At 59.8% G+C, this 14,926-nt stretch carries 17 protein-coding genes; 6 read left to right on the plus strand and 11 right to left on the minus strand.

The window, feature by feature from the left end; all coding sequences use genetic code 11:
• Positions 1–22: 22 nt before the first annotated feature.
• From DTA24_RS16635 to DTA24_RS16650, 4 genes are read left to right on the plus strand one after another with little or no spacing between them, the layout of a single operon-like run.
• The gene (locus DTA24_RS16635; protein ID WP_016160850.1) at positions 23–811 is read left to right on the plus strand and encodes a substrate-binding periplasmic protein; all 789 of its coding nucleotides are present in this window, start codon (positions 23–25) and stop codon (positions 809–811) included.
• A gap of 5 nt (positions 812–816) precedes the next feature.
• Positions 817–1,608 carry an amino acid ABC transporter ATP-binding protein gene (locus DTA24_RS16640; RefSeq protein WP_044612817.1) on the plus strand — a complete coding sequence of 264 codons (792 nt, stop codon included), beginning with the start codon at positions 817–819 and terminating at the stop codon, positions 1,606–1,608.
• The gene (locus DTA24_RS16645) at positions 1,608–2,282 is read left to right on the plus strand and encodes an amino acid ABC transporter permease (protein WP_012542012.1); all 675 of its coding nucleotides are present in this window, start codon (positions 1,608–1,610) and stop codon (positions 2,280–2,282) included. The genes DTA24_RS16640 and DTA24_RS16645 overlap by 1 nt, the downstream gene beginning before the upstream one ends.
• 6 nt (positions 2,283–2,288) lie before the next feature.
• Positions 2,289–3,695 carry an MmgE/PrpD family protein gene (locus tag DTA24_RS16650; RefSeq protein WP_123836966.1) on the plus strand — a complete coding sequence of 469 codons (1,407 nt, stop codon included), beginning with the start codon at positions 2,289–2,291 and terminating at the stop codon, positions 3,693–3,695.
• A 37-nt stretch (positions 3,696–3,732) separates the two neighbouring features.
• Here the strand turns inward: DTA24_RS16650 and DTA24_RS16655 are convergent, their stop codons facing one another.
• Complete coding sequence (locus DTA24_RS16655; protein ID WP_008805226.1) at positions 3,733–5,349, minus strand: peptide ABC transporter substrate-binding protein; 1,617 nt, start codon at positions 5,347–5,349, stop codon at positions 3,733–3,735.
• Positions 5,346–5,462, minus strand: a complete 117-nt coding sequence (locus DTA24_RS28270; protein ID WP_012542015.1) for a hypothetical protein — start codon at positions 5,460–5,462, stop codon at positions 5,346–5,348. Before DTA24_RS28270 ends, DTA24_RS16655 begins: the two co-directional genes overlap by 4 nt.
• Before the next feature lie 72 nt (positions 5,463–5,534).
• On the opposite strand from DTA24_RS28270, the gene mpaA reads away from it, so the two are divergent.
• Entirely contained in the window at positions 5,535–6,242 is a 708-nt protein-coding gene (gene mpaA / locus DTA24_RS16660) for a murein tripeptide amidase MpaA (RefSeq protein WP_008805227.1), read from the plus strand.
• Here mpaA and ycjG read toward each other — a convergent pair.
• A complete protein-coding gene (gene ycjG / locus DTA24_RS16665; protein ID WP_123836967.1) occupies positions 6,239–7,204 on the minus strand; it encodes an L-Ala-D/L-Glu epimerase in 966 nt (321 codons plus the stop codon). The two genes, mpaA and ycjG, sit on opposite strands and share 4 nt — an antisense overlap.
• A 102-nt stretch (positions 7,205–7,306) precedes the next feature.
• Between ycjG and tpx the strand changes: the two genes are divergently transcribed.
• Positions 7,307–7,813, plus strand: a complete 507-nt coding sequence (tpx, locus tag DTA24_RS16670) for a thiol peroxidase (protein ID WP_008805229.1) — start codon at positions 7,307–7,309, stop codon at positions 7,811–7,813.
• 71 nt (positions 7,814–7,884) lie between these two features.
• Here the strand turns inward: tpx and DTA24_RS16675 are convergent, their stop codons facing one another.
• The 8 genes from DTA24_RS16675 to pspA form a co-directional block, all read right to left on the minus strand.
• The gene (locus tag DTA24_RS16675; protein ID WP_008805230.1) at positions 7,885–8,937 is read right to left on the minus strand and encodes an AbrB family transcriptional regulator; all 1,053 of its coding nucleotides are present in this window, start codon (positions 8,935–8,937) and stop codon (positions 7,885–7,887) included.
• Positions 8,938–9,037: 100 nt separating this feature from the next.
• Complete coding sequence (tyrR, locus tag DTA24_RS16680; protein WP_012542019.1) at positions 9,038–10,579, minus strand: transcriptional regulator TyrR; 1,542 nt, start codon at positions 10,577–10,579, stop codon at positions 9,038–9,040.
• A 227-nt stretch (positions 10,580–10,806) separates the two neighbouring features.
• Entirely contained in the window at positions 10,807–11,868 is a 1,062-nt protein-coding gene (locus DTA24_RS16685) for a YcjF family protein (protein WP_008805232.1), read from the minus strand.
• The gene (locus DTA24_RS16690) at positions 11,865–13,262 is read right to left on the minus strand and encodes a YcjX family protein (RefSeq protein ID WP_023297458.1); all 1,398 of its coding nucleotides are present in this window, start codon (positions 13,260–13,262) and stop codon (positions 11,865–11,867) included. The genes DTA24_RS16685 and DTA24_RS16690 overlap by 4 nt, the downstream gene beginning before the upstream one ends.
• A 102-nt stretch (positions 13,263–13,364) precedes the next feature.
• Positions 13,365–13,583, minus strand: coding sequence for a phage shock protein PspD (pspD, locus tag DTA24_RS16695; protein ID WP_002901915.1), 219 nt, complete (start codon positions 13,581–13,583; stop codon positions 13,365–13,367).
• A gap of 28 nt (positions 13,584–13,611) precedes the next feature.
• Complete coding sequence (pspC, locus tag DTA24_RS16700; RefSeq protein WP_123836968.1) at positions 13,612–13,971, minus strand: envelope stress response membrane protein PspC; 360 nt, start codon at positions 13,969–13,971, stop codon at positions 13,612–13,614.
• Positions 13,971–14,195, minus strand: a complete 225-nt coding sequence (pspB, locus tag DTA24_RS16705) for an envelope stress response membrane protein PspB (protein ID WP_002901911.1) — start codon at positions 14,193–14,195, stop codon at positions 13,971–13,973. Before pspB ends, pspC begins: the two co-directional genes overlap by 1 nt.
• Positions 14,196–14,250: 55 nt before the next feature.
• Positions 14,251–14,919, minus strand: coding sequence for a phage shock protein PspA (pspA, locus tag DTA24_RS16710; protein WP_004203910.1), 669 nt, complete (start codon positions 14,917–14,919; stop codon positions 14,251–14,253).
• Positions 14,920–14,926 lie beyond the last annotated feature (7 nt).

Below are 14,926 nucleotides of genomic sequence, written 5' to 3' on the forward strand. Positions count from 1 at the left end.
TATATTCACCAGGGGGCATAAAATGAAATTTTTCACGTCACGCTTCATGTCGATATTGTTGCTTATACCGGGGATGTTCTTAGCCCAGTCTCCTGCTCAGGCCGGGGAAGAAATCAATACGATTCTGCCAGACCATGTGATCCGCGTCGGTGCGGTCAACGCACCGCCGTGGTATCAGAAAGATCTGCTGACCAACCAGTGGACCGGGCTGGTTCCGGATGTTGTGCAGGCGATATTTAAAAACACCGATATCAAGATTGAATACGTTGATACGCAATGGGGCACCGCCGTCGCGGGTTTACAGTCCAACCGCTTCGATATTTTAGGTGGTTTTAATAATACGCCAGAAAGGGCCAAAGCCGTCGACTTTACCCGCCCTATGGGCTCGCACCAGATGGGCGTCCTGACTCTGGAAAAAGAGACGCAGAAATATCAGCGCTGGGACACCATCAACACTTCGCAGACCAGGCTCAGCGCGATTGATGGCTCGGCAGCCGTCACGCTGCTGCAGCCTCAACTGGACAAAGCCCAGTGGATTATCGTTCCCGATAGCGACAACATGCAGCTCCAGATGGAGAGCGGCCGCGCGGATGCCATCGTCACTAACGATATCCAGATGGCGCAATATATTCAAAAGCGTCATCAGGGCACGATGATTATTCCACAGCCGGTCAAAGAACAGGCAACCAATATGGGCCTGCGTAAAGAACGACCGGAATTACAGGCGTGGCTGAATGGACGGCTCGAACAGCTGGATAAAGACGGCACGCTGAAAAAAATATGGCAGAAATATACTCACCCAGCGAAATAACTCTGATGAACCCACAATCATTATTACCGTTACTGAAAATTGAAGCGCTTAGCAAATCATTTTCAGGTAATAAAATTATAGATGATGTTTCTTTCGCGGTTCGTCCCTCGGAGGTGATTGGCATCATTGGCCGCAGCGGCGCGGGTAAATCCACCCTGCTGCGTTGCCTGAACATGCTTGAAGTTCCGGATAGTGGGCATATCTGGCTGGGTGAGGAAGAAATAGGCTTTCACGGCGCGCAGAGAAAACAGGTCACACAGCGCACATTAGCGCGTCAGCGTGCCTCAATGACGATGGTATTCCAGCACTTTAATCTGTGGCCACATCGCAGTGTATTGCAGAATATTATTGAAGGTCCGGTACAGGTCCAGGGCGTGCCGCGTAAAAAAGCCATCGAAAAAGCCATGGCGCTGCTCACACGTATGGGCCTGCAAGAAAAAGCCGGAGACTTCCCGGTTCAACTTTCAGGCGGTCAGCAGCAGCGGGTATCTATCGCCCGCGCCCTGGCCATGGCGCCGCAAGTGATCCTGTTCGACGAACCCACTTCCGCACTCGATCCGGAATCTGTCGGGGAGGTGCTGTCCGTTATTTCCGAACTGGCGGCCAGCGGCACCACCATGCTGGTGGTTACCCATGAAATGCGTTTTGCCCTGCAGGTATGTAGTCGGCTGCTGTTGATGGATAATGGCAAACTGGTGGAAGAAGCATCCCCTCAGGAGATCTGGTCACGGCCGCCCGATGCCCCTATCCGACGCTTTATGACGCTGTCCGGCGTAACGGCAGAGGAGCTGCGCTAATGTCATATCACTGGGATTTCTCAATACTGTGGCAATATCACGCGGTTTTGCTGGAAGGGATATTGACCACCTTTAAAATTGTACTGGCCTCAGTCACGTTAAGCATTCTTGGCGGAGCGCTGCTGGCCCCGTTGCGCGGCGCGTCCAGGGCGGTAATCCGCTTACCCACCCAGGGATTGATTGAGATTGTGCGTTCAATCCCCCCTCTGGTGCTGATTGTCTGGGCCTACTACTGTCTGCCCATTTTGTTCGGCCTGACCCTCTCCTCGTATCTGACCTGTGTCCTCGCCATCTCGTTATATGGCAGCGTATTTTTCGCTGAAATATTTCGTTCTGGTATGCAATCGGTCGATCATGGTCTGGTCGAAGCGGGCCTGTCGGTGGGGATGTCACCGCTGAAAGTATTAGTTCGCATTACCGCGCCGGTAGCCTTTTTGCGAATTTTACCGGCGTTTGTCAGCCAGTGCGTGATGTCGGTTAAGAATTCCGTGCTGGCGAGTTATATCGCAACGGGTGAGATCCTCTATCAAGGGCAACGGCTGAGTACCGCCACCTTCCGCCCTCTGGAGACACTGACTTTTGTGGCGCTGTTTTTCGTCGCCACCATTCTTCCGCTGTCACTGCTGGCAAGCTATGCCGAGCGCCGGATCCGCAGCCGCTACTTCAAACGTTGAGTAACCATGACTATTTCCGCAACACGCCAGCTGGTCAATTTTGCCAGTACCTTATCTGCGCCAGCTATCCCGGCTCCCGTTCGGCGCAAAATTCGACTGCATTTACTGGATGCTCTCGCCTGCGGTTGGGCGGCCAGTGGCCACCGGGTCAGCGAACCGATGATACGCGCCTCCCGGCTATTTGGTGGAAACGGTCACTGTAGCGTCTTCGGTGAGTCCGGTTTCAGCCCATTGGCGGCCGCGTTCGCGAACGCCGCCATGATAAACGGCCTGGATCACGATGACGGTGTGGAGATCGACGGCAAAGGGCTCGGCCATCCGGGGGCCACACTGGTTGCCGCCGCGATGGTTGCGCTTGACCTCAATCCTGAGCCGGTAGCTCAGGACGTGCTGATTACCACCCTGGCGGCCGGTTTCGAGGTGAATAACCGGCTCATCCACGCCATCCAGCCTTCGGCAGAACGCTTCAGCCAGGTCTACGGCGTGGCGCAGCATCAATCCATCGGCGCAGCCGTGGTGGCCGGTCGGTTGTTGGGGTTAAACCCTGAGCAATTACATCACGCGGTGGGCCTGGCCGCCGCGTTAACACCGCTCCCCAGCCTGCACCAGTATAACTGGCGACAACGGCCGCTGTTGTCGCTCAAAGATGCCGTGGCGCCCGCCGCGCAAGCCGCCGTGCAGGCGGTGATCATGGCGCAGCAAGGCCTCAGCGGCAGCCTTGATGTACTCGATGGCGAACAGGGTTTCTGGCGGATGATTGGCTCCGACCAGTTCGCGCCAGACAGGTTGACCGATGAGCTCGGCAGTCACTGGTACGCTGGCTACGGTAGCTTTAAGCGATATCCCGCCTGCCGCTGGCTGGCCTGCGCGCTGGAATGCATGGAGGGCATCATGCAGCAGACCGGCTGGTCTGTTGCGGATCTCCGCACCATTGAGGTACAAAGCTTCCCCCGCCTGGTCAATGATATGATGGACTATCGGCCGCAAACGGTGACCGACGCGCAGTTCAGCCTGCCGTGGACGCTGGCAGCGATCGCCGCTGGCCTGGCGCCGGGTGCCGACTGGTATACTGAAGACAATATGCAAAACCCAGCCTTGCTGGCGCTGGCGGATAAAGTCACGGCCACTGTCACACCTGAATTTACACAACGAATGAACGGTCCGGCACGCCAGCCTGGCGCGCGCGTTGTGGTCACAAACAGCCGTGGTGAATGTGCAGTGCAGGAACGCTACAAACCCCTCGGCAGCGCCGAGCGGCCGCTTAGCGATGGGGAAATTATTGCCAAAGCGCGGCGAAATTTGCCCGGACATAAGATAAAGGTTAACGAACTGCTTACGAGCGTGATGGAGGAGGCAACGGCTCGGTATTACTCCTCTTCGGCAGACCTGATGGGCTTTTCGCTACCGGCGTAGCAAGGGTTGCCTGACATTGTCAGGCAACCTCGACCGATTAGTGCTTCACGATATACATGGTACGGCTGTAGGCCACATCTTCCGGGTTGGTGATCGGGTAGCCTTTCAGCCACGGCTTAATCAACCGGCCGTTAGTGTACTGGTAGATCGGCGCGATCGGCGCTTTGACCATAATGATCTTTTCCGCCGCGTTGTAATCGTCGTTACGCGCTTTGGCCGAATTCTCTACCGCCGCCTGGGCGAGGATTTTGTCGTACGCCGGATCGTTAAAGCGCGAAATATTTCCGCTGTGGGTGGAGGTCAGCAGCGACAGGAAGGTGGACGGCTCGTTGTAGTCCCCCACCCACGAAGCGCGGATCACGTCGAAATTGCCGGTGTTACGGCTGTCGATATAGGTTTTCCACTCCTGGTTCTGCAGCTTCACTTCCACGCCGAGGTTTTTCTTCCACATCGACGCCACCGCGATGGCAATTTTCTGGTGGTTCTCAGAGGTGTTATACAGCAGCGTCAGCTTCAGCGGACGATTCGGGCCATAGCCAGCGGCAGCCAGCAGGGCTTTCGCCTGGGCATTAAGCTCAGCCTGACTCATGCTCTCAAACTGTGACGGCTGGGGGGTGAAGCCCGCCGTCACGTCCGGCGTGAAGCGCCAGGCCGGTTTTTCCCCGGTCCCCAGTACTTTCTCCGCCATCACCCGGCGATCGATGGTCATGCTCAGCGCCAGCCGTACCCGCTCATCCGCCGTCGGCCCCTTTTGGGTATTGAAAGCGTAATAGTAGGTACCCAGCTGCGGCGGGGTATACACCTGCCCCGGAATATCCTTCAGCAGTTTCTGGTACATATTTTTCGGGAAAGACTCGGTGATATCGATATCCCCTGCAAGATAGCGCTTGGTGGCGGCGGACTCCTGGTTAATCGGCACAAAGGTGACCTGCTGGATCACCGTTTTGGCGTTATCCCAGTAGTGCGTGTTCGGCACCACCACCAGCTTCTCATTGACCACACGGTCTTTCAGAACATAGGCGCCGTTGCCCACCAGGCTGCCGGGCCGCGTCCAGTTCGCGCCGCTGTCGACATTCGCCTTCTGTACCGGGTAGAAGGCAAAGCTGGCGGTCAGGTTGCTGAACCACGGCAGTGGTTTATCCAGCTGCACCCGCAGAGTGTGGGCATCGACGGCGGTAACCCCCAGGGTCTCCGGCGCGGCTTTGCCGTCGATAATGTTCTGCGCGTTGGCGATCCCCGCCAGCGCCGCGAACCAGGCGAACGGCGAAGTGGTTTTCGGATCCACCAGACGCTGCCAGCTATAGACGAAATCCGCGGCGGTAACCGGCGTGCCGTCGGACCAGCGCGCGTCATCGCGCAGGGTAAAGGTCCAGACACGGTTATCGTTGCTCTGCCAGCGGGTCGCCACGCCTGGAACCAGGTTGCCTTTCGCATCCTGATTGACTAAACCTTCAAACAGATCGCGGATCACCTGGATTTCCGGCAGGCCCACCGCTTTGGCGGGATCTAACGAGGCGGGTTCATCTTTGATATGGCGTACTAACAGCTGTTTTTCCGCCAGTACCGTGCCCGGCGGTACGTCCGCCGCCCAGGCCAAAGAAGATACGCTGGCTAACCACAGCGCGCCGCATGTCAAAGCGACAGGATACTTCATAAGATCCCCTTTAAAATGAAAAAAATACCGCCAACAGAGCGATAATTATTTGTTTCATCACCTGAAATTGCAAACGACATATGATAGAAAATTGATGTGTCGTCGGATTTCACGCCTCAGGGAATGGGTTTGATCCCGACACGCTTTTCGCCAACACTCAATAATAACGACACACAGGAAGCCCTATGTCTATTTCACGCCCTCGCCCCCAGCGCGGCGACTTTCCGCCGGGAACCCGGCAGTACGGCAGCTCGGAACTGGGCGCGCCGCTGCTGTGGTTTCCTGCGCCGCAGGCCGACAGCCGTAGCGGCCTGATTATTGCCGGCACCCACGGTGATGAAAATTCGTCGATTGTGACCCTCTCCTGCGCCCTGCGCACTCTGAAACCCGAGCTGCGCCGCCACCACGTGGTGCTGACGGTCAATCCTGACGGCTGCCAGCTCGGGCTACGTGCCAACGCCCGCGGCGTTGACCTCAACCGTAACTTTCCGGCCGCTAACTGGAAACAAGGGGAAACGGTTTATCGCTGGAACAGCGCGGCAGAGGAGCGCGACGTGGTGCTGTTGACCGGCGAGCAGCCGGGTTCGGAGCGGGAGACCCAGGCCCTGTGTCAGTTGATCCACCAGATCCATCCGGCGTGGGTGGTCTCCTTTCACGATCCGCTGGCCTGTATCGAAGACCCGGGCCACAGCCCGCTGGGGCACTGGCTGGCCGACGCCTTCTCCCTGCCGCTGGTGGGCAGCGTGGGCTACGACACGCCGGGCTCCTTTGGCAGCTGGTGCGCGGATATCGGGCTCCCCTGCATCACCGCCGAGTTCCCGCCGGTCTCCGCCGACGAGGCAACGGAGCGTTACCTGCCGGCGATGACCGATCTGCTGCGCTGGCAGGCTTAAAGATGAAGCACGCCGGTGCTGAACCGCAGCGCCGGCTCAACGTCCACCGCCAGCCATGTCGGGCCGTCGAGGTCGGCGAAGCGCGCCAGCGGCACCAGGGGGAGCGCGGCGGCGATCCCGCGCGAGGTGCAGAGCATACAGCCCAGCATCCGCGCATACCCCTGCCGTTCCGCCTCCCCGGCCAGAGCCAGCGCTTCGGTCAGACCGCCCGTTTTATCCAGTTTGATATTGACCATCTCATAGCGCCCGCGCAGCCGCGGCAGGCTCTCCCGGGTATGGCAGCTCTCGTCGGCGCAAATCGGTAACGGATGAACGAAGTTTTCCAGCGCCGCATCGGCGTCAGCCGGGAGCGGCTGCTCGAGCATCGCCACGCCGAGGTCCGCCAGCAGCTGACAGCGCGCCGCCAGCCCCTCGCTGTGCCAGGATTCATTGGCGTCGACAATCAGCGTAGCCTCCGGCGCCGCCTGACGGATAGCGATTAACCGCTCGCTGATCAGCCGGTCGTCAAGCTTCACTTTCAACAGCTGGGCACCTTTCTGCCACAGCGCCGCGGCGCTGGCCGCCATCTGATCCGCCGTACCAATGACCACCGTTTGGGCGGTGATCACCCGGTTGGGCAACGCCACGCCCAGCAACTGGGACAAGGTTTTGCCTTCGCGCCGCGCCTGCAGATCCCACAGCGCGCAGTCAACGGCATTGCGCGCGGCGCCTGCCGGCAGCAGCCGCTGCAGCTGTTCGCGGGTGAGGCCCGCTTCCAGCTGCTCGCCGATCGCCATCACCTGGGCCATGACCGAAGCGATGCTCTCGCCATAGCGGGGATAAGGCGTGCATTCGCCCACCCCTTTCACACCGTCCTCCTCCAGTTCCACCACCACCACTTTTGCCTCGCTGCGGCTGCCGCGGGCGATCACAAAAGGGGTATGTAGCGGCCAGGCTTCCTCATACACTCGCACGTTGCGCATTCCCTTGTCCTCTCTGGTCAATGTTAAATAGGGTTTGCCGTGTAGCTGGCGGATGTCATACACTACTCGTGACGTTAACTATATGTAAACAGGAAGATAACCATGTCACAAACCGTGCATTTCCAGGGCAACCCCGTTTCTGTTCAGGGCACCATTCCGCAGGCAGGCGCTAAAGCGCAGCCGTTTACGCTGGTCGCCAAAGATCTCTCTGACGTCGCGCTGAGCCAGTACGCCGGCAAACGTAAAGTACTGAATATTTTCCCGAGCATTGATACCGGCGTGTGTGCCGCATCAGTGCGTAAATTCAACCAGCTGGCCGCTGAACTGGACAACACTGTGGTGCTGTGCATTTCCGCTGACCTGCCGTTCGCCCAGTCCCGCTTCTGCGGCGCGGAAGGCCTGAGCAACGTGGTGACCCTTTCCACGCTGCGCGGTGCGTCGTTCCTCGCTGACTACGGTGTCGCCATCGCCGCCGGTCCGCTGGCTGGCCTGGCCGCTCGCGCCGTGGTCGTTATCGATGAAAATGATCAGGTCGTCTACAGCCAGCTGGTGAATGAAATCACCGAAGAGCCGGACTACGACGCCGCGCTGGCCGCCCTGAAAGCCTGATAACAGAGTGCCCGGGCGCATCACGCCCGCGGACAATCTATGTACTCAGCCCCCGCACTGCGGGGGCTTTTTTATTGCCGTGGCGCATAGCGGGAGATAGCCCGCGCCATCGCCGGGCCGGTCAGTAAAATGGTAAACAGCCGCAACGTCTGTAGCGCCATAATGAACGACATATCCGCCCGGGTGCCGGCGGCGATAATCGCCACCGTGTCCAGACCGCCAGGGCTGGTGGCCAGATAGGCGGTCATAAAGTCCATCTGCAGAATGTGGGTCAGGGCAAGGGCCATCAGGGCGCACATCAGGATCAGCCCAAGAATAGAGGCGATAATCTGCGGCAGCGTCTTCAGCGCCAGCAGAAAAATGGCTTTATTAAACTGCAGCCCCACCGTCCAGCCCAGCACCGCATAGGCCATCGCCAGCAGCCACTCCGGCAGCTCCAGCATCATCCAGCCGCTGCCCTGGACCAGCGCGCCGAGCAGCATCGGCAACAGCATGGCCCCGGAGGGGATGCGCAGCCGCATGCCCAGCCAACAGGCTAGCGCCGTCAGCAGCAGCGTGAAAGGGAAATTCAGGGTCAACGATGGAAACCAGACAATATCCTGAGTCATTTCCTGCGCTTCATTGCCCAACGCATAGCGCACCACCAGCGCCGCCGCGCCGACGACAAACAGCACCCGCAGATACTGCATCAGCGCCACCAGCCGCACATCGGCCCCGTACTCCTGGGCCATCACCACCATTGCCGACGCGCCGCCGGGAGAGCTTCCCCAGGCGCCGGTGGCGCCCGGCAGCGCGCTGTAGCGAACCAGCAACCAGCCGGTGAGGCCGCTAATCGCCAGGGTGGTCAACAGGATCGCCAGCACCAGCGCCCAGTTGTTGAACAGCACGCCAAAAACAGAGGGATTAATCGCCCGGGCGATCATGCAGCCGACGATGGCCTGCGCCGCCAGATAACAGGGACGAGGGATGCTCAGCTTCACCCCGCGCAGGCTCAAAATGAGACCGGCGATCAGCGGCCCCAGCAGTAGCGCTGCCGGCAAATGAAGGCGTAACAGCAGCGAGGAAAAGAGAACAGAGAGCAGCAGCAATGTCAGCCAGTGCCCGATCGCGCGACGCGACGCCAAGATGCACCACCCCGGAAAAAGGATTAAAAAACCAGTATATACAGGTTTGGCCCGCTTTGCAGGCCGAATGCCGGCGACGTGGGTCGCCGGCCTGGCGGGATTATTCGTCGCCCTTTTTCTGACTCAGACCATATTCACGCAGTTTATTGGCGATGGCGGTATGCGACACCCCCAGCCGTTTCGCCAGCTTACGGGTGCTGGGGTAGCTGCGATAGAGCTGGGTCAGCACCGAGCGCTCAAAGCGCCGGGTGATGTCGTCCAGCGACCCTTCCATGGCCTCCTCGCCCACCGGCAGCGACGCGACGTCATGGTCCGGCAGCAGAATGTCCTGTGGACGCAGCTCAAATCCCTCCAGTTGGGTCAGCGCGCGATAGACAGCATTCTTCAACTGGCGAACGTTGCCGGGCCAGCTGTAGCGGGTGAGCACCGTACTGAGATCGGCGGAGAGCTTCGGCCGCGGGACGCCCTGCTCATCAGCAAAGCGGGCCACGAACAGCTCCGTCAGCGGCATAATGTCCTGCGGGCAGTCGCGCAGCGGCGGCAGATACAGCGTCAGGACGTTGAGGCGATAGTAGAGATCTTCGCGGAACAGCCCTTTCTGCACCAGTTCGACCAGGTTTTTCTGCGTCGCGCAGATCACCCGCACATCGACGTGCACTTCATGATCCTCGCCAACTCGGCGGAAGGTGCCGTCGTTGAGGAAGCGCAGCAGCTTAGTCTGCATTCGCGGCGACATCTCGCCAATTTCATCCAGCAGCACCGAGCCGCCGTTGGCCTGCTCGAAGAAGCCCTTCTTACCCTGCAGCGCGTCGCCAAACAGCTCGCTCTCGACCGCGTCCTCGGGAATGGAGCCGCAGTTGAGCGCCAGATAAGGTTTGCCCGCCCGCGGGCTGGCCAGATGGCAGGCATGGGCCAGCAGATCTTTGCCGGTACCTGTGTCGCCGACAATCAGCAGCGGCGCGCTGAGCATCGCCAGCTTGCGCGCTTGCTCCACCACGTGGCGCATTTTCGGCCCCACCGCGAGGATCTGGCTGAAGGCGCTGGTGTCCTGGCTGGTCATGGTCTGCAGCTGGCGTCCCATGCGCACGGTTGAGCGCAGCATCGCTACGGCGCCGGTCAGCACCCGTTCGTTATGCTCCCCTTCCAGATAGACCGGGGTCACTTCCAGCAGATAGTTCTGTCCATTCACCACCACATGCTCCGCATGCGTCTCCTGCGGGCTGCTCTCCAGCCAGCGCTGAACGTTAAAATCGGCGATCAGCTGGGCCACCGGATGGTTGCGCAGCTTCGCCTGGCTTTGGCCAAACAGCAGGCAGCTGGCGGGGTTGGCCAGTTCCACCCTGCCTTTGGTATCCAGCGACAGCACCGGCTCCGGCATCGCCACCAGCAGCGCGCTGAGCGCCAGGTGTTCACGCTCAGACGGCATCCACGGCACGGTGCGCACGTCTGTCACGCCGGCGATACGGCGGATCTCTGCCATCAGGCTGCTGAACGTGGCGAACTCCAGTTCGGCAAAATTGAGGTAAATTCGGCCTATAGGGTCAATATCGATACCACGTAGATCAATGCCGCGCAGCACCAGCAAATCGAGCAATTCACGAGTCAGACCGAGACGGTCTTCACAAAAGACTTCAAGACGCATGGGAGTGTTCACCCTAAAAGTGCCAATGACGGGAGAATAATAGGACAGGAATGAGTTTTCGGGAAGCTAACTGTCAACAATTATTGACAGCATGGCGGAAAAATGGGCGTTGTGCCGTAAAGTCAGGCGATCAGTGGTTAAATGAACGCCTGGGCGAGCCGGGATCCAACCTGCCCGGTAGGCCGGGCAAGGCGAAGCCGCCGCCCGGCAATGTCTCTGAGCGGAGGTTACTTCTCCGGACTGGTTTTGCTTTTCTGCAGGGTCTCTTTCAACTGCCCAATCAGCTCGCGACGAAAATCGCCGAGTCGCGGTTTATCATCGGCGATCCACGGTAGCGGGCGGCACAGCTCCATCGCCTTGATCCCGAGGCGGGCGGTCAGCAGTCCGGCGCCGATGCCCTGTGCGGCGCGCGCCGACAGCCGGGCCGCCAGATCCTGCGACATCCAGTCCATCCCCACCTCGCGCACCAGTTCGCTGGCGCCAGCGAAAGCGATATTCAGCAACACCAGGCGAAACAGTCGCAGACGGCTGTAATACCCGAGCTCAATGCCGTACAACGTGGCAATTCGGTTGATCAGCCGCAGGTTACGCCAGGCGATAAACGCCATATCCACCAGCGCCAGCGGGCTGACGGCAATCATCAGCGTCGACTCCGCCGCAGAACGGCTGATTTCCCGCCGCGCCTGGGCATCAAGCACCGGCTGCACCAGCTGCGCATAAAGGCTCACCACTTCCCGGTCGCTTTGCGTTTCGTGGATCGCGGCATACCAGCGCTGCAGCGCCGGATGCGACTGATCCAGACCCGCCTGCTGCGCCAGCTTTTCACAAAAGGCTTTGGCTTTACCGACCGCGTGACTGTGCAGCATATCGCGCGCTTCATCGCGTTCGTGGGCGCGCTGGCGCAGTCGCCACAGACGGCGCCACTCGGTGGCCACCGATCCGACGCCGGCCCCGACGATCAGCGCCCCGGCGACGCAGCCGCCCAGCGCAATCCAGTCCTGGGTCTGCCAGGCGTTGGCCGTCCACTGCACGCCTTGCGCCACGACGCTGACGCCGAAGATCGCCAGTCCGGCGCTGACCATCCGCCGCCACAGGCTGCGTTTGGGTCGCAGGACCGACTCCACCACCGCTTCCGCCGCTCCCTCTTCCTCTTCGCCGGTCACCAGCCGCGCTGGCGCGAAGTTGTCCGCCTCCAGGGTGTCGAAGGCGCGGGCGCTTTTCAGCGGCGGAATTTTTTCCGCTTGCAGCGGACCATCAAAATCAATCCGCGGTTTTAACGGTTCGCTCATCGCAGTTTATCTCCAATCAAAAATTCCAGCGCCGCGTCGAGGCGAATGTGCGGCAAAGGCCGATCGACATCCATGACCTGCGGACGAAAGTTTTCAAACTGAAATCCCTGCTGCTGCCAGAAGGCCTGGCCCGGCAGACGCGCCGGCACCTCGCCGGGATAGATGGTCAACGGCTGGCCATCGCTCAGCCGATCGCCACGCAGGGCGGGAATTTTCTCGCCATTCACCTCAATCAGCCCGCTCTGGGTCGCCTGAATGGACGCCAGCCCCAGGCAATCCATACTGATCCCCTCAAAGGCGGCGTTCTGCCACGCGTCCTGAATCAGTTGCTGCAGGAGCGACACCATATTGCTGTGCTGATCGACCGTGACGTGGTCAGCTTTGGTGGCGGCAAACAGCAGCTTGTCGATAACCGGCGAAAACAACCGGCGAAACAAGGTGCGCTGCCCGTAATGGAAACTTTGCATCAGCTGGGTCAATGCCAGACGCATATCGTTAAAAGCCTGCGGCCCGCTGTTGAGCGGCTGCAGACAGTCCACCAGCACAATCTGCCGGTCGAAGCGCAGGAAGTGCTCTTTGTAGAACCCCTTCACCACCCTTTCGCAATAGTATTTGTAGCGTTCGCGCAGCATGCCGGCGTTGCTGTGTTTGTCCGCCTGCGCCAGCTTGGCTTCGCCGACGGCGTCGACGTCAGGCCATGGGAAAAACTGCAGCGCCGGCGCGCCCGCCATTTCACCGGGCAGAACAAAGCGCCCGGGCTGGATAAAGTGCAACCCTTCGCGCTTACAGGCGTGCAGATAGTCCGTCCAGGCGGCGGCGATGTCTGCCAGACGGGCCTCGTCGGCAGGGGCCAGCGGATCCAGCCCGGCGCACAGCTGCCGCCAGCGGGCCGACCACTCCGCACGCTGTCCCTGCAGGAGCCCGGTCATCTGTCGTGACCAGCTCAGATAATCCTGTGCCAGCATCGGCAGGTCGAGCAGCCACTCGCCCGGATAGTCGACGATCTCCAGATACAGCGTGGAGGTATCTTTAAAATGGCGCAGCAGGGAGTCATTCGAACGGTAGCGCAGCGCGAGACGGATCTCGCTCACCCCGCGCGTCGGGGTTGGCCACATGGGGGGCTGGCCGTAAAGCTGGGCCAGCCCTTCGTCGTAGGTGAATCGGGGAATGCCAAAGTCCCGCTGCGGCACGCGCTTGACGCCGAGCAGCCGCTCTTCGCGTGCGGCGCTCAGCAGCGGCAGGCGGGCGCCCGTGTGGATATTCAATAGTTGATTGACCAGCGCGGTGATAAACGCCGTTTTACCGCTCCGGCTCAGGCCGGTCACCGCCAGACGTAAATGCCGGTCAACCCCGCGGTTGACCAGCGCATTCAATTCAGTTTTCAGTCGCTTCATCGCCAGTCCGTTATGCCCTGAAGGTATGTCTCGTCATCATAAGCTATCTGCCGGGGATAAGCAGGACAACGTTAATCCTTTTGCGCCTTCCCCACGGCGGCATTATTTCATCCCGCGCGTGACGCGGTTGGCCAGCCGGCTGAGCAGCGGCTCCAGCGCCACCGCCAGCAGCATTTTCAGCGGCCGACGCGCGACCGATTTGACCGCCCAGCCGGCAACGCCCGCCGGGCCGTAACGCAGCGCGGTCAGCAGCGCCAGCTTACCGACGATTTTCAGACCGGGCTTCACCTGCTGCCCGGCGCGTTGCCATTTGCTATTCATGCGTTGCCTCACTCGTTAAAAACAGGATTTACAGCTGGCGAAAGCGGCTGCGCAGCGTAAAGGTGTCGGAGGTCACATACCGCTCCATTTCACGCAGGCTCTGTTCACCGGAGGCCAGTTCGGCATCCACGGCGGCCAGCAGATCGCCATTGCTCGGCGCCTTGTGACCGTACAGTTCACTGTCCGGCATCGGATCCAGAGCAAAAGTCAAAATGATGTAGGCCACCAGGACAAAGAAAAAGAGGCCGAAAATCATCGCCAGCACGGTAATCAGACGCACCAGCTTCACCGGGACATCAAGATGCTGAGCAATGCCCGCGCAAACGCCCTTCACCATCCCGCGCTGCGGGATACGCCACAGTTTTTTATTCAGATCCAGTCCGGCCATTATTTGTCTCTCCAGTTCGGATGTTCAGCATCCAGGATCGCTTCCAGCGCCTGAATACGTTCGCGCATCCGCTTCGCGTCATCGGTCAACTGCAGCAGCCGTTGCTGCTCATTTTGCGTCAGACTGCCGTTGGCGCCGCGATTGTTGTAGTGCAGCCACAGCCAGACCGGCAGAACAAACAGCACAAACAGCGTCAGCGGAATGGCGAGAAAAAGCATGCTCATGTGTACTCCTTACAGGGGGTGAGCCGCGGCGCAACGCCGCGCCGCGCAATCATACTTACTGGTTGGACTGATTCATTTTGGCTTTCAACGCCGCCAGCTGCTCGCTGATTTCATCGTCCGCTTTCAGTTCGGCAAACTGCTGATCCAGCGTCTGCTGCTTGCCAAAGCGGTGGCTCTCCGCTTCCGCTTCCATCTGATCGATGCGACGCTCAAAGGATTCAAAGCGGGCCATCGCCTCATCCAGTTTACCGCTGTCCAGCTGGCGACGCACATCGCGGGACGAACTCGCCGCCTGATGGCGCAGCGCTAGCGCCTGCTGACGAGCGCGGGTTTCGCTGAGTTTGTTCTCCAGCTCGCCAATCTCTTTCTTCATGCGCGCCAGCGTTTCATCCACCAGCTGCACTTCATGATCAAGTTGAGCGATAAGGTCGGTCAGCTTCTGCTTTTCGATCAGCGCCGCCCGGGCCAGATCCTCTTTCTCTTTACGCAGCGCCAGCTCGGCTTTTTCCTGCCATTCCGCCTGCTGGGCGACCGCCTGCTCAATACGACGGGTCAGCTGTTTCTTTTCCGCCAGCGCGCGGGCCGACGTGGAACGCACTTCCACCAGCGTGTCTTCCATCTCCTGGATCATCAGACGCACCAGCTTTTGCGGGTCCTCCGCTTTCTCCAGCAGGGAGTTGATGTTGGCGTTCACGATGTCGGCAAAACGAGAAAAAATACCCATAATTTCA

This window comes from Klebsiella sp. P1CD1, assembly GCF_003790505.1.
Lineage (GTDB): Bacteria > Pseudomonadota > Gammaproteobacteria > Enterobacterales > Enterobacteriaceae > Klebsiella > Klebsiella variicola.

Excerpts from the sequence above, each read along its gene's own strand:
- DTA24_RS16635 (WP_016160850.1), top strand. The coding sequence starts at position 23 with ATGAAATTTTTCACGTCACGCTTCATGTCGATATTGTTGCTTATACCG.
- DTA24_RS16640 (WP_044612817.1), top strand. The coding sequence starts at position 817 with ATGAACCCACAATCATTATTACCGTTACTGAAAATTGAAGCGCTTAGC.
- DTA24_RS16645 (WP_012542012.1), top strand. The coding sequence starts at position 1,608 with ATGTCATATCACTGGGATTTCTCAATACTGTGGCAATATCACGCGGTT.
- DTA24_RS16650 (WP_123836966.1), top strand. The coding sequence starts at position 2,289 with ATGACTATTTCCGCAACACGCCAGCTGGTCAATTTTGCCAGTACCTTA.
- DTA24_RS16655 (WP_008805226.1), bottom strand. The coding sequence starts at position 5,349 with ATGAAGTATCCTGTCGCTTTGACATGCGGCGCGCTGTGGTTAGCCAGC.
- mpaA (WP_008805227.1), top strand. The coding sequence starts at position 5,535 with ATGTCTATTTCACGCCCTCGCCCCCAGCGCGGCGACTTTCCGCCGGGA.
- ycjG (WP_123836967.1), bottom strand. The coding sequence starts at position 7,204 with ATGCGCAACGTGCGAGTGTATGAGGAAGCCTGGCCGCTACATACCCCT.
- tpx (WP_008805229.1), top strand. The coding sequence starts at position 7,307 with ATGTCACAAACCGTGCATTTCCAGGGCAACCCCGTTTCTGTTCAGGGC.
- tyrR (WP_012542019.1), bottom strand. The coding sequence starts at position 10,579 with ATGCGTCTTGAAGTCTTTTGTGAAGACCGTCTCGGTCTGACTCGTGAA.
- DTA24_RS16685 (WP_008805232.1), bottom strand. The coding sequence starts at position 11,868 with ATGAGCGAACCGTTAAAACCGCGGATTGATTTTGATGGTCCGCTGCAA.
- DTA24_RS16690 (WP_023297458.1), bottom strand. The coding sequence starts at position 13,262 with ATGAAGCGACTGAAAACTGAATTGAATGCGCTGGTCAACCGCGGGGTT.
- pspD (WP_002901915.1), bottom strand. The coding sequence starts at position 13,583 with ATGAATAGCAAATGGCAACGCGCCGGGCAGCAGGTGAAGCCCGGTCTG.
- pspC (WP_123836968.1), bottom strand. The coding sequence starts at position 13,971 with ATGGCCGGACTGGATCTGAATAAAAAACTGTGGCGTATCCCGCAGCGC.
- pspB (WP_002901911.1), bottom strand. The coding sequence starts at position 14,195 with ATGAGCATGCTTTTTCTCGCCATTCCGCTGACGCTGTTTGTGCTGTTT.
- pspA (WP_004203910.1), bottom strand. The coding sequence starts at position 14,919 with ATGGGTATTTTTTCTCGTTTTGCCGACATCGTGAACGCCAACATCAAC.